This window comes from Pseudomonas sp. AC083 (genome assembly GCF_979253165.1).
Window position 1 is genome coordinate 20,243 of sequence record NZ_CEEDDH010000009.1, and the last position, 12,692, is coordinate 32,934.

Here is a 12,692-nt window from a genome sequence, read left to right on the forward strand (position 1 = left end):
CAGAGACCCAAAAGTGGCCCACCCCGCCCAACGCCGCTGGTACCCCATCGTCTTCGCCATCGCCGCGCTGGTGTTGTTGCCGCTGAGCGTGTTGCTGCTGTCGTGGCAGACCATCGATCAGCAGATCTGGTCGCACCTGTGGCAAACCCAGATGCCGCGTCTGCTCGGCAACACCCTGACGCTGATCCTCGGCGTCGGTGTCGGCGTGACCCTGCTGGGTGTCAGCCTGGCGTGGCTGACCAGTCTCTGTGAATTCCCCGGTCGGCGCTGGCTCGACTGGGCGCTGATGCTGCCCTTCGCCATCCCTGCCTATGTACTGGCGTTCGTCTTCGTCGGCCTGCTCGATTTCGCCGGCCCCGTGCAAACCCTGCTGCGCGAATGGTTCGGCAGCGGCCTGCGCCTGCCGCGAGTGCGCTCCACCGGTGGGGTGATCGTGGTGCTGGTGCTGGTGTTTTATCCCTACGTTTATCTGCTGGCGCGTACCGCGTTCCTGGCGCAGGGCAAAGGTTTGATGGAAGCGGCGCGGGTGCTCGGGCAGTCGCCGTGGCAGGCGTTCTGGCGGGTTGCGCTGCCGATGGCGCGTCCGGCGATCGGCGCGGGCGTGGCGCTGGCGCTGATGGAAACCCTCGCCGATTTTGGTGCGGTCTCAGTGTTCAACTTCGACACCTTCACCACGGCCATCTACAAAACCTGGTACGGCTTCTTCAGCCTGCCTAGCGCTGCGCAACTGGCCAGTCTGTTGCTGCTGGTAGTGATGCTGGTGCTGTACGGCGAGCGCCGGGCACGCGGGGCGAATCGGGCCAGCAACGAGCGGCCACGGGTGAAAGCGCTGTATCACCTGCGCGGGCTCAAAGCGTTCGCGGCGACAGGCTGGTGTGGATTGGTGTTCGCCTGCGCCTTCGTCATCCCGGTGCTGCAACTGATCGTCTGGTTCTGGCAGCGCGGGCGCTTCGATCTGGATGAACGCTACGCCGGGCTGATCCTGCACACGCTGTATCTGGGCGCGATGGCCGCGCTGATCACCGTCAGCGTTGCGCTGTTGCTGGCGTTTGCCCGGCGCCTGGCACCGACCCCAGCCATCAACTCCGGCGTCGGTCTGGCCAATCTCGGCTACGCCTTGCCCGGGTCGGTGCTGGCGGTGTCGATCATGCTTGCCTTCAGTTATCTGGATCGTGAACTGGTGATTCCGCTCTCCGCCTGGCTCGGTGGTGCCGGCAAACCGTTGCTGCTCGGCAGCCTCGCGGCGTTGATGATGGCTTATCTGGTGCGCTTCATTGCCGTCGCCTATGGGCCGCTGGAAAGCAGTCTGGCGCGTATACGGCCCTCTTTGCCTGAAGCGGCACGTAGCCTGGGTGTCAGTGGGCCGCGACTGTTTTTCAAAGTGTATCTGCCGCTGCTGCTGCCCGGCACCTTGAGCGCCGCGTTGCTGGTGTTCGTCGATGTGCTCAAGGAAATGCCTGCGACCCTGCTGATGCGCCCGTTTGGCTGGGACACGCTGGCAGTGCGCATCTTTGAAATGACCAGTGAAGGCGAATGGGCGCGCGCCTCATTGCCGGCATTGACGCTGGTGCTGGTCGGGTTGGTGCCGGTGATCGGATTGATTCGACGTTCGGCGCACCGAAACACTTAGTCGTCAGTCCTACATCATGCGGCTACAATGCGCGGCATTCGGTGCGGTTCGTCTGACAGACCCGTGCGCTGGAATCGACTGCAAGCCTTATCCATCAAGGCTTTCAGCCGTATAGCGGCGGTCCGCACCCTCGCCACGCCCGGAAGGAGAAACCCATGGGACAGCGTACGCCTCTGTATGACCTGCACCTCGCGCTCGGCGCGAAGATGGTCGATTTTGGCGGTTGGGACATGCCACTGCATTACGGCTCGCAGGTCGAGGAGCACCACGAAGTGCGCCGCGATTGCGGGGTGTTCGATGTTTCCCATATGACCGTGATCGATGTCACCGGCGCCCAGGCCAAGGCCTGGCTCCAGCATTTGCTGGCCAACGACGTCGAACGTCTGCACCGCCCCGGCCGGGCGTTGTACAGCACCATGCTCAATGAGCGCGGTGGCATCGTCGACGACATGATCGTCTACCGCCTCGACGACGCTTACCGGCTGGTGTTCAACGCCTCGACCCGCGATCAGGATCTGGCCTGGATGAACGCCCAGCTCGGCGCCTACGACGTGCAACTGCACGAGCGCGCCGAGCTGGCGATGCTCGCCATCCAGGGCCCGCAGGCCCGGCACAAGATTGCCGAACTGGTCACCCAGTCCCGCGCCACGCTGATCCAGCAACTCAAACCTTTCGAAGGCGCCATCGACGGCGACTGGTTCATCGCGCGCACCGGTTACACCGGCGAGGATGGCCTGGAAATCTGCCTGCCCGCGAATCAGGCGCCGGGTTTCTTCAACGACCTCGTCGGCGCCGGCATTTCGCCGATTGGCCTCGGTGCCCGTGACACCTTGCGGGTCGAGGCCGGAATGAACCTGTACGGTCAGGACATTCATCAGGACGTTTCACCGCTGGCCTCGAACATGGCCTGGAGCATCGCCTGGGAGCCGGCCTCGCGGCAGTTCATCGGCCGCGCGGCGCTGGAGGCGGAAAAAGCCGCCGGTGTGGCGCACAAACTGGTCGGTCTGGTACTGGAAGAACGCGGGGTTTTGCGTGCTCACCAGGTGGTTCGCATCGCCGATGTTGGCGAAGGGGAGATCACCAGTGGTAGTTTCTCTCCTACGCTGAGCAAATCGATTGCCCTGGCGCGTGTTCCGATGGCAACCGCCGACCGCGCCGAAGTGGAAATCCGTGGCAAGTGGTATCCGGTGCGAGTGGTCAAACCGACCTTCGTGCGCCATGGCAAAACCTTGATCTAACCTTTTCTGGCGGGCATGACCGCTGACCAATTTCCGAGGAACCGAAGATGAGCGATATCCCTGCCGAACTGCGATTTGCCGAAAGTCATGAATGGGCGCGTCTGGAAGCTGACGGCACTGTCACCGTGGGCATCAGCGATCACGCGCAGGAAGCGCTGGGCGACGTGGTGTTCGTCGAGCTGACCGAAGTCGGCAAGGTGTTCGCCGCCGGTGATCAATCCGGCGTGGTCGAGTCGGTGAAAGCCGCCTCCGACATCTACGCCCCGGTCAGTGGCGAAGTCATCGCGATCAACGAAGAGCTGGGTGGCTCGCCTGAGCTGCTGAACTCCGACCCGTACGGCGCGTGGATCTTCAAGCTCAAGCCAAGCGACAAGGCCGAGCTGGACAAGCTGCTGGATGCGGCGGCTTACAAGGCTGCCATCGGCGAGTAACTTGCCGGTATGACCCAAAGCCCCGATTCGTCGGGGCTTTTTTATGGGCGACGAATATCCCTTTGTGGGAGTGAGCCTGCTCGCGAAAGCGCCATATCAGTCAATGCCAAGGTTTCTGAAACACCCCTTTCGCGAGCAGGCTCGCTCCCACAGGGGCGGCGTGATCTTGAAAATTCGCCTGCTATGCTGGTTTGACCGTGTCGATTGACGCCAAGCGCCAGCCAGGAGAGCCCGTCATGTCCCAGTCGCCGTCCCTGAGCCAGTTACGCGATCCCGAAGCCTTTCTGCGCCGCCACCTCGGCCCGGATGCCGCCGAGCAGCAGGCGATGCTCGACAGCCTGGGCCTGGGCAGTCGCGCCGAGCTGATCGAGCAGACCGTGCCGCCGGGCATTCGCTTCAATCGCGCACTGGATCTGCCGCCGGCCCTCGACGAACAGGCTGCACTGGCGAAGCTGCGCGGTTATGCCGAGCAGAATCAGCTGTTCACCAGCCTGATCGGCATGGGCTATCACGGCACTGTCACGCCGACCGTCATCTTGCGCAACGTGCTGGAAAATCCCGGTTGGTACACCGCGTACACCCCATATCAACCAGAGATCGCCCAGGGCCGGCTCGAAGCGTTGCTCAATTTTCAGCAACTGACCATCGACCTCACCGGCCTGGAACTGGCCAACGCCTCGCTGCTCGATGAGGCTACCGCAGCGGCCGAAGCCATGGCTTTGGCCAAGCGCGTGGCGAAGTCGAAGAGCAATCTGTTTTTTGTGGATGAAAATTGCCATCCGCAAACTCTCTCCGTGGTACAGACCCGCGCCGAAGGTTTCGGCTTCGAGCTGATCGTCGACGCGGTGGATAACCTGGCGCAGCACGAGGTGTTCGGCGCGCTGCTGCAATACCCCGACACCCACGGCGAAATCCGCGATCTCAAACCCTTGATCAACCACCTGCACGCACAACAGGCCCTGGCCTGCGTCGCCACCGATTTGCTCAGCCTGCTGGTGCTGACGCCGCCGGGTGAGTTGGGTGCCGATGTGGTGTTCGGTTCGTCCCAGCGTTTCGGTGTGCCGATGGGTTATGGCGGCCCGCACGCGGCGTTCTTCGCCAGCCGCGAGGAATACAAACGAGCGATTCCGGGGCGGATCATCGGTGTGTCGAAAGATGCTCGCGGCAACGTCGCGCTGCGCATGGCCCTGCAAACCCGCGAGCAACACATCCGCCGCGAGAAAGCCAATTCGAACATCTGCACCGCGCAGGTGCTGCTGGCCAATATCGCCAGTTGCTACGCGGTGTATCACGGCCCGGAGGGTTTGAAGCGTATCGCCCAGCGCGTGCATCGCCTGACCTGCATCCTCGCGGCGGGACTCGAGCGCAACGGCATCAAACGGCTCAACAGGCAGTTCTTCGACACGCTGACGCTGGAGGTCGGCGGTGCGCAAACGGCGATCATCGAAAGTGCTCAGGCAGCGCAGATCAACCTGCGCATTCTTGGGCGCGGCCGCGTCGGTCTGAGTCTGAACGAGACCTGTGATGAACACACCGTGGCGAAGCTGTTCGATGTGCTGCTCGGCGCCGATCACGGCCTGAGCGTCGACACGCTGGATGGCGAAGACATGGCCTCTGGAATCCCAGAGCATCTTCAGCGCAGCACACCGTACCTGCAACATCCGGTGTTCAACGCTCACCACAGCGAAACCGAGATGCTGCGTTACCTCAAACAGCTGGAAAACAAGGATCTGGCGCTCAACCAATCGATGATCCCGCTGGGCTCCTGCACGATGAAACTCAACGCCACCAGCGAGATGATCCCGATCACCTGGCCGCAGTTCGCCGATCTGCACCCGTTCGTGCCGAGGGAGCAGGCTGTCGGTTACACGCTGATGATCGAGGAGCTTGAGCGTTGGCTCTGTGCGATTACCGGTTTCGATGCGATCTGCATGCAGCCCAACTCCGGCGCCCAGGGCGAATACGCCGGGCTCCTGGCGATCCGTAAATATCACGAGAGCCGGGGGGAGGGCGCGCGGGATATCTGCCTGATTCCGTCGTCGGCCCACGGCACCAATCCAGCGTCGGCGCAGATGGCCGGGATGCGTGTGGTGATTGTCGAATGCGATGAGGCGGGCAACGTTGATCTGGATGATTTGCAGCTGAAAGCCGCGGAGGCCGGGAATAAGTTGTCGTGCCTGATGGCGACCTATCCGTCGACCCACGGGGTTTACGAGGAAGGCATCAGTGAAATCTGCGCAGTGATTCACCAGCATGGCGGCCAGGTGTATATGGATGGCGCCAATCTCAATGCCCAGGTCGGCCTGGCCAGGCCGGCGGACATCGGCGCCGACGTGTCGCACATGAACCTGCACAAGACCTTTTGCATTCCCCATGGCGGCGGCGGGCCGGGCATGGGCCCGATCGGCGTTCGTGCGCATCTGGCGCCGTTCGTCGCCAATCATCCGGTGGTGCCGATTGACGGGCCGCTGGCGCAGAACGGCGCAGTCAGCGCAGCGCCGTGGGGCAGTGCGAGCATTTTGCCGATCAGTTGGATGTACATCGTCATGATGGGGCCGCAACTGGCGGACGCCAGCGAGGTGGCGATTCTGGCGGCGAATTATCTGGCGCAGCATTTATCCGGCGCGTTCCCGGTGCTCTACACCGGGCGCAATGGCCGCGTGGCCCATGAATGCATTCTTGATCTGCGCCCATTGAAGGCGCAGACCGGCATCAGCGAGGAAGACGTCGCCAAGCGGCTGATGGATTACGGCTTCCACGCGCCGACCATGTCCTTCCCGGTACCGGGTACGTTGATGGTCGAGCCGACCGAGAGCGAGTCCAAGGCAGAGCTCGACCGCTTCATCGCGGCGATGCTGAGCATTCGCGCCGAGATCAATGAAGTGCAGAAGGGCAACTGGCCGGGCGAAGACAACCCGCTCAAACGCGCCCCGCATACCTTGGCCGATGTCACTGGAGTCTGGGAGCGACCCTACAGTGTCGAACAGGCCATCACCCCGGATGCGCACACACGCTTGCACAAATATTGGCCGGCGGTGAATCGGGTGGATAACGTTTATGGCGATCGCAATCTGTATTGCGCCTGTGTGCCGGTGGATGATTACCGCTGATCTCTAAATCCACCACCGCCCCTGTGGGAGCGAGCCTGCTCGCGAAAGCAATCGTCCAGCCGGCATTTGCGGTGACTGGCTCACCGCTTTCGCGAGCAGGCTCGCTCCCACAAGGCATGGTGGTGAGGCGGTAATCCGGGCAAAAAAATGCCGCTCGATCGAGCGGCATTTTTGAGGGTGCGAGGCTTACTCGGAAGCCACGGCGTTCTTCGCCAGAATCGCGTTCGCCAGTTCCATGTCCGAAGCCTGCAGGCCAGGGTTGTCGGCGCGGACTTTCTGCATCGCTGCTTCCAGGTACGGGCCACGGATGCCGCCGTCGCTGGCGACGAAGCTGCCGGCGTCGTCCTGGGCGGCGACGATCAGCTTGTGATCCTTGAAGGTCAGGTAGGTCGAGCCGGTGGTGGCACCGGAGGAGATGACGTTACGCCAAAAGCTGTCCGCCATGGCCGAACCAACGGGAAGCGACAGCAGGGCCAAGGTGGCGACAGCGAGTTTGAGACGCATGATGAGGTGACTCCTGGGATTGACTACGGCGTTGGATAGCCGATCCCCGATCCAGTTCCGTGCTGAATTATTTCAACTCACTTTGCGGTGTCACCCGCAGCACTTCCTCCACCGTGGTCAGCCCCGCCGCAACTTTCTGCGCACCGGACAGGCGCAGGCTGCGCATGCCTTCCTTGAAGGCCTGACGCCTGATCGCGGTGAGGTCGGTATCCGGGGTGATCAGCGCTTTGAGGCTGTCGCTCAGTTGCATGATTTCGTACACGCCGGCGCGGCCGCGATAGCCGGTGTCGCGGCATTCCAGGCAACCGATCGCCCGTTGCGCATTGCTCGGCAGCGGCGCCTGCCAGGGCCGGGTCAGGGTTTGCCAGTCTTCATCTTCGAGCGTCAGCGGCGCCTTGCAGTGCGGGCACAACGTGCGCACCAGACGCTGAGCCATAACGCCGAGCACGGTGGCTTTGATCAGGTAATGCGGCACACCCAGTTCGAGCAAACGGCTGATGGCGCTCGGCGCATCGTTGGTGTGCAGTGTGGACAGGACCAAGTGCCCGGTGAGCGCGGCCTGAATCGCCATTTCCGCAGTTTCAAGGTCGCGGATTTCGCCGATCATGATGATGTCCGGGTCCTGCCGCATCAGCGCGCGCACCCCGGCGGCGAAGGTCAGTTCGATGTTGTGCTGCACCTGCATCTGGTTGAAGGCCGGCTCGACCATTTCGATCGGGTCTTCGATGGTGCAGAGGTTGACCTCCGGCGTCGCCAGTTTTTTCAGCGTGGTGTACAGAGTGGTGGTCTTGCCCGAACCGGTCGGCCCGGTGACCAGAATGATGCCATTGGGCTGGCGGGTCATGTCCTGCCAGCGGCGCAGGTCGTCGGCGCTGAAACCCAACTGGTCGAAATTCTTCAGCAGCACTTCCGGGTCGAAAATCCGCATGACCATTTTTTCGCCGAACGCTGTCGGCAAGGTCGACAGCCGCAACTCCACTTCGCCGCCGTCCGGGGTCTTGGTCTTGACCCGGCCATCCTGGGGTTTGCGCTTTTCGGCGACGTTCATGCGGCCAAGGCTTTTCAGGCGGCTGACGATCGCCATCGTCACCTGCGGCGGGAACTGATAGACGTTGTGCAACACGCCGTCGATGCGAAAGCGCACGGTGCCGTGCTCGCGGCGCGGTTCGATATGGATATCGCTGGCGCGCTGCTGGAAGGCGTACTGGAACAGCCAGTCGACGATGTTGACGATGTGCGCGTCGTTGGCGTCCGGCTCCTGATCGCTGGCGCCGAGGTTCAGCAGTTGTTCGAAGTTGCCGAGATTGCCGCCCTGGGCGTCGGCATTGCTGGCACCGCTGACCGATTTGGCCAGCCGGAAAAACTCGACGCTAAAGCGCTGGATGTCGACCGGGTTGGCCACGACCCGTTTGATCGGCAGCTTCAATACGTGGGTCAGGTCAGCTTCCCAACCGCTGACGTAGGGCTGAGCGCTGGCCACGGTGACCGAGTCGCGGTCCACGGCGACGGCGAGAATCTTGTGCCGTTGCGCGAAGGCATAGGACATCAGCGGCGTGATCGCCGCGACATTGATTTTCAGCGGATCAATGCGCAAATACGGCTGACCGGCCTGTTGCGCCAGCCACAGGGTCAGGCTTTCCAGATCCAGATGTTTGCCCGGACGGCTGAGGTCGTCGAGTTGCTGGCTGGCGATGAATTCCAGCGGATGCATCTGCCCGTGAGCCGCATGGCGACGGCGGGCATTGAGCGCCTGTTCCGCCGCGTCCTGGCAGATGAAGCCTTGGGCGACCAGTTCTCGCAACACATCGTTGAGGTCCAGCCAGCGGTCCTGAGTGACAAATTGAACGGACATGCGGCTTTCCTTTTTAAGCGTCATGCGCAAAAGGATAGTCGTGGCCCCGCTGACCGTTGGGCCACTACCCGACGAAGCCGTTGCCGGATTTTTCAGCCGGCAGCCTGGGCGGGCGCCTGCCACGCCGCGTCGGCGTTGTGCAGGTCCACCGCGCAGACGCTGATCAGGTTGCGCAGTTTCTCCGCGATCACTTGCGCGCGATGCCAGCTCAGGCCGCTCATGAGCAGATCGATCGACAGCAGATCGTCCTGGCGCTGGACCTTGACCTGCTCCGGCGTCAGAAACTGCAAGGCGAACAGATTCAGCACCCGCACCAGCAGATCCGGCTCGGCCTCGGCGAGGATCCGGTACTGCGCCAGGCAGTGGGCGTTGTTGACGTTCCAGACATCGGCGCGGGCAGCGGGGCTGTTCACGGCTTCAAGGTGCGGCATGGCGAGTCTCCAAAATTACTGGAGAAATTTTTACATTCGGTGCAGGGTATTTCTTGGCTATGATCGGCGTCTGAACGGATTTATCGAAAGAGTTGATTCGTAAAAGCTGATCTTTGAGGATTTTTTATGCACAGCGAGCTGGACGCCTACGACCGCAAGATCCTCGCCTTGCTGCAGGAAGACGCTTCGCTGTCGAGCGCGCAGATCGCCGAGCAGGTCGGCCTGTCGCAATCGCCGTGCTGGCGGCGGATTCAGCGGATGAAGGAGGAGGGCATCATTCGCGGCCAGGTGACCTTGCTGGATCGCAAGAAGATCGGCCTGAACACGCAGATCTTTGCCGAGATCAAACTCAACGCTCACGGCCGCTCGAACTTCACCGAATTCACCGAGGCGATTCGCGGCTTTCCGGAAGTGCTGGAGTGTTATGTGCTGATGGGCGCGGTGGATTTCATGCTGCGCATTGTCGCGGCGGATATCGAGGCGTACGAGCGGTTCTTTTTCGAGAAGCTGTCGCTGGTGCCGGGGATACAGGAAGTGAATTCGATCGTGGCGTTGTCGGAGATCAAGTCCACCACCAGCCTGCCGGTCTAGTGCGGATGGCCTTCGTGGCGAGGGGATTTTACTGTGGCGGGGGTATTTACTGTGGCGAGGGGATTTATCCCCGATGGACTGCGCAGCAGTCCCCGCTTTTTCAAGAGCGGGGCCGCTTTGCGACCCAGCGGGGATGAATCCCCTCGCCACAGGGGCATCACATGCGCAGGAGGATTTTCCAGGCGCGATTCTGGTACACCGCAATCGCCTGATGCTTGCGTGCATCGAGCAGTTCGTCGGTGATGGTCGGCTCGTTGGCCAGTTGCGCCAGTTTGTTCAGCTCACCGTACAGGCGATCCATTTCCGGGATGTCCAGCACGTTGCGCGCATGGTGCAACCAGACCTGAATGCGCTCGATACGCGGCAGTTGTTCAGCAAGATCTTCCGGCTGCTGCTGATAGCGTTGCAGCTGCAGAGCAGTGGCTTCTTCGCCCAGCAGACGCGGCAACCAGCTGTGCAGTTGCGCGTCACCCTGACGGTTGCCACGGGTGTTGCGGTCGGCAGTCCAGGTGCGGGCCAGCAGCCAGCGTGAAGCGTGCAGCGAGAACTGGCCCCAGCGCGGGTCTTCCAGCTCTTCGAGGAACTGCTCAGGCGCGGCTTTGCGCACGTCTTCGTCTTCGATGCCGACCTGCACCAACGGTCGCCAGTCTTCGAGCAAGGCATCGAGGGCCACGCGCAGATCGTGGGTCGACTGACGCGGCGCCGCCTGGCCGAGGCTGCTGAGCAGGGCGCGCATTTCCGCGAGGTTCTCGACCCAGTCCTGCAGCAGACGCCAGTGGCCGTTGAAGCGATATTGTTCGGCCAGACGCTGGCTGCTGCCGAGCAGATGCCAGCTCAGCGCGGCGAAGGCGTCGTCGAGACGGGTTTCAGTGGTCAGCTGCGGCGCTGGCAGGCTCAGCGAGTAGCTGTTGGCATCGTGCAGGCGATAACCACGCTCGGCCTTGCTGATATCGCATGGCATCAGCGCCAGGGTTTCGGCCAGTTCGGCAGCCAGTTCCAGCAACGCGGCAGGCTCGCCTTCGCGCAGTTCCAGTTCCAGCTCGCAGATTTCTTCCTTCTGCTTGCCAACCACCACGTGACCGAGGTCCAGCGCGGCTTCGATGACCACTTTGGTCTTGCCACGGCCCCAGGCGATTTCGGCGCGCTCGCGGACGAAATCGGTGGTGAAGATCGGCTTGAGGGTTTTCTTGTCCAGCTCGGCCAGTGCCTCGGGCCAGCATTCGCCGTCGAGTTTCTTTACGTCGAGCTTGGCTTTCGGGAGTTTCCAGTCGTACTCGTTACGCTCGGACAGACCGGCGACGCTCTGGCCACGGGTCTTTAGGGTCTGAATCACTTCGTCACCGTCCTTGCGCAGGCGCAGGGCGACTTTGGCCTGGGCGAGGTCGCGCTCGGGGGTGTCGAAGTACTGGTTCATCAACTCACGGCGTTCCCAGCCACTTTTGTTGCGTTTCTTCAGCAGCGGGTGCTCGCGCAGGGCAGCGAGGGTTTCGCGGCTGACGCGGAGTTTGATTTCAGTTTCTTTTTGCATGGCCGGAACATCCAGAATCGGGAGCGCAGCCGGGGGAATGTGTGGCTGCCAAGGCCGTGCAGTGTACAGGAGTCAAACTTCCTACGCCCTGCGGCGGTTTATTCCGCGCGCCGGATGGTTCTATAGTGGGCCTCAATCCGGGACCTGGAGTCAGTGATGCCATTGCCGTCCATGCAAGACCAGTTCGCCGCGCTGATTGCCGCGCCATCGGTCAGCTGTACCCAACCGAACCTGGATCAGTCCAACCGCGCCGTCATCGATCTGCTGGCGGGCTGGCTCGGTGACCTGGGTTTCAGCTGCGATATCCAGCAGGTCAGCCCCGGCAAATTCAATCTGCTCGCCAGTTTCGGCAGCGGCCCCGGCGGCCTGGTGCTGGCCGGGCACAGCGACACCGTGCCGTACGACGATGCGTTGTGGCAGACCGATCCGCTGAAGCTCACCGAAGTCGACGGTCGCTGGGTCGGGCTGGGCAGTTGTGACATGAAGGGCTTCTTCGCGCTGATCATCGAAGCCGTGCAGCCGCTGCTCGATCAGCCGTTCAAACAGCCATTGCTGATCCTCGCCACCTGCGACGAAGAAAGCTCGATGTCCGGCGCCCGCGCGCTGGCCGAGGCCGGGCAACCGCTGGGCCGCGCTGCGGTGATCGGCGAGCCGACCGGGCTCAAGCCTATCCGCATGCACAAAGGCATCATGATGGAGCGCATCGACATCCTCGGGCAGAGCGGCCATTCGTCGGATCCGCGCCTGGGCCACAGCGCCCTTGAAGCGATGCACGATGCGATCGGCGAACTGCGCGGTCTGCGCCTGTTGTGGCAGCGTGAATTCAGCAATCCACAGTTCAGCGTGCCGCAACCGACGATGAACTTCGGCTGCATTCATGGCGGCGACAATCCCAATCGCATCTGCGGCCAGTGCTCGCTGGAATTCGACCTGCGCCCGCTGCCGGGCATGGACCCGAACCTGCTGCGCGCGGAAATCCTGCGCAAGCTCAACCCGGTGGCCGAGCGGCACAAAGTGAAGATCGACTACCGACCGCTGTTCCCGGAAGTACCGCCGTTCGAACAGTCAGAGGATGCCGAACTGGTGCGCATCGCCGAAAAGCTCACCGGCTATCGCGCCGAAGCAGTAGCGTTCGGCACCGAAGCGCCTTATCTTCAGCGCCTCGGCTGCGAAACCATCGTCCTCGGCCCCGGCGACATTGCCTGTGCGCACCAACCGGGGGAATACCTTGAAATGTCACGTTTGCAGCCTACCGTGCATCTGATTCGACAGTTGATTGAACATTACTGCCTGACGACAGACGAACGATGATGGCCCTGTGTGGGAGCGAGCCTGCTCGCGACAGCGTTTCGTCAGTCGCCATTGATGAACCTGATC

At 62.3% G+C, this 12,692-nt stretch carries 10 protein-coding genes; 6 read left to right on the top strand and 4 right to left on the bottom strand.

Annotated elements, in window-relative coordinates:
* Window positions 1–13 precede the first annotated feature (13 nt).
* The 4 genes from AC0IXA_RS14850 (at window position 14) to gcvP (ending at window position 6,409) form a co-directional block, all read left to right on the top strand.
* Window positions 14–1,630 carry an ABC transporter permease gene (locus AC0IXA_RS14850; protein WP_471813687.1) on the top strand — a complete coding sequence of 539 codons (1,617 nt, stop codon included), beginning with the start codon at window positions 14–16 and terminating at the stop codon, window positions 1,628–1,630.
* Window positions 1,631–1,785: 155 nt separating this feature from the next.
* Window positions 1,786–2,868 carry a glycine cleavage system aminomethyltransferase GcvT gene (gene gcvT / locus AC0IXA_RS14855; RefSeq protein WP_071172161.1) on the top strand — a complete coding sequence of 361 codons (1,083 nt, stop codon included), beginning with the start codon at window positions 1,786–1,788 and terminating at the stop codon, window positions 2,866–2,868.
* A 47-nt stretch (window positions 2,869–2,915) separates the two neighbouring features.
* Window positions 2,916–3,299 (top strand): glycine cleavage system protein GcvH, encoded by a 384-nt coding sequence (gcvH, locus tag AC0IXA_RS14860; protein WP_024014734.1) that lies wholly within the window; start codon window positions 2,916–2,918, stop codon window positions 3,297–3,299.
* Between the two features lie 236 nt (window positions 3,300–3,535).
* Complete coding sequence (gene gcvP, locus AC0IXA_RS14865) at window positions 3,536–6,409, top strand: aminomethyl-transferring glycine dehydrogenase (RefSeq protein ID WP_471813689.1); 2,874 nt, start codon at window positions 3,536–3,538, stop codon at window positions 6,407–6,409.
* Between the two features lie 186 nt (window positions 6,410–6,595).
* Here gcvP and AC0IXA_RS14870 read toward each other — a convergent pair whose 3' ends face one another.
* The 3 genes from AC0IXA_RS14870 to AC0IXA_RS14880 all read right to left on the bottom strand — a co-directional run bounded on the left by AC0IXA_RS14870 (window position 6,596) and on the right by AC0IXA_RS14880 (window position 9,196).
* Window positions 6,596–6,916, bottom strand: coding sequence for a DUF2388 domain-containing protein (locus AC0IXA_RS14870; protein WP_172667868.1), 321 nt, complete (start codon window positions 6,914–6,916; stop codon window positions 6,596–6,598).
* Window positions 6,917–6,980: 64 nt separating this feature from the next.
* Entirely contained in the window at window positions 6,981–8,765 is a 1,785-nt protein-coding gene (gene tfpB / locus AC0IXA_RS14875; RefSeq protein ID WP_024014732.1) for a type IV pilus assembly ATPase TfpB, read from the bottom strand.
* A gap of 92 nt (window positions 8,766–8,857) precedes the next feature.
* Entirely contained in the window at window positions 8,858–9,196 is a 339-nt protein-coding gene (locus AC0IXA_RS14880) for a hypothetical protein (RefSeq protein ID WP_123441782.1), read from the bottom strand.
* Between the two features lie 126 nt (window positions 9,197–9,322).
* On the opposite strand from AC0IXA_RS14880, the gene AC0IXA_RS14885 reads away from it, so the two are divergent.
* Entirely contained in the window at window positions 9,323–9,787 is a 465-nt protein-coding gene (locus tag AC0IXA_RS14885) for an Lrp/AsnC family transcriptional regulator (RefSeq protein WP_024014730.1), read from the top strand.
* 157 nt (window positions 9,788–9,944) lie between these two features.
* On the opposite strand, the gene AC0IXA_RS14890 is transcribed toward AC0IXA_RS14885, so the two are convergent.
* Window positions 9,945–11,315 (bottom strand): CYTH domain-containing protein, encoded by a 1,371-nt coding sequence (locus AC0IXA_RS14890; protein WP_471813691.1) that lies wholly within the window; start codon window positions 11,313–11,315, stop codon window positions 9,945–9,947.
* A 156-nt stretch (window positions 11,316–11,471) separates the two neighbouring features.
* Here AC0IXA_RS14890 and argE point away from each other — a divergent pair, with 156 nt between their 5' ends.
* Window positions 11,472–12,626, top strand: coding sequence for an acetylornithine deacetylase (argE, locus tag AC0IXA_RS14895; protein WP_471813693.1), 1,155 nt, complete (start codon window positions 11,472–11,474; stop codon window positions 12,624–12,626).
* Window positions 12,627–12,692 lie beyond the last annotated feature (66 nt).

Excerpts from the sequence above, each read along its gene's own strand:
- gcvP (WP_471813689.1), top strand. The coding sequence starts at position 3,536 with ATGTCCCAGTCGCCGTCCCTGAGCCAGTTACGCGATCCCGAAGCCTTT.
- AC0IXA_RS14880 (WP_123441782.1), bottom strand. The coding sequence starts at position 9,196 with ATGCCGCACCTTGAAGCCGTGAACAGCCCCGCTGCCCGCGCCGATGTC.
- AC0IXA_RS14885 (WP_024014730.1), top strand. The coding sequence starts at position 9,323 with ATGCACAGCGAGCTGGACGCCTACGACCGCAAGATCCTCGCCTTGCTG.
- gcvT (WP_071172161.1), top strand. The coding sequence starts at position 1,786 with ATGGGACAGCGTACGCCTCTGTATGACCTGCACCTCGCGCTCGGCGCG.
- tfpB (WP_024014732.1), bottom strand. The coding sequence starts at position 8,765 with ATGTCCGTTCAATTTGTCACTCAGGACCGCTGGCTGGACCTCAACGAT.
- AC0IXA_RS14890 (WP_471813691.1), bottom strand. The coding sequence starts at position 11,315 with ATGCAAAAAGAAACTGAAATCAAACTCCGCGTCAGCCGCGAAACCCTC.
- argE (WP_471813693.1), top strand. The coding sequence starts at position 11,472 with ATGCCATTGCCGTCCATGCAAGACCAGTTCGCCGCGCTGATTGCCGCG.
- gcvH (WP_024014734.1), top strand. The coding sequence starts at position 2,916 with ATGAGCGATATCCCTGCCGAACTGCGATTTGCCGAAAGTCATGAATGG.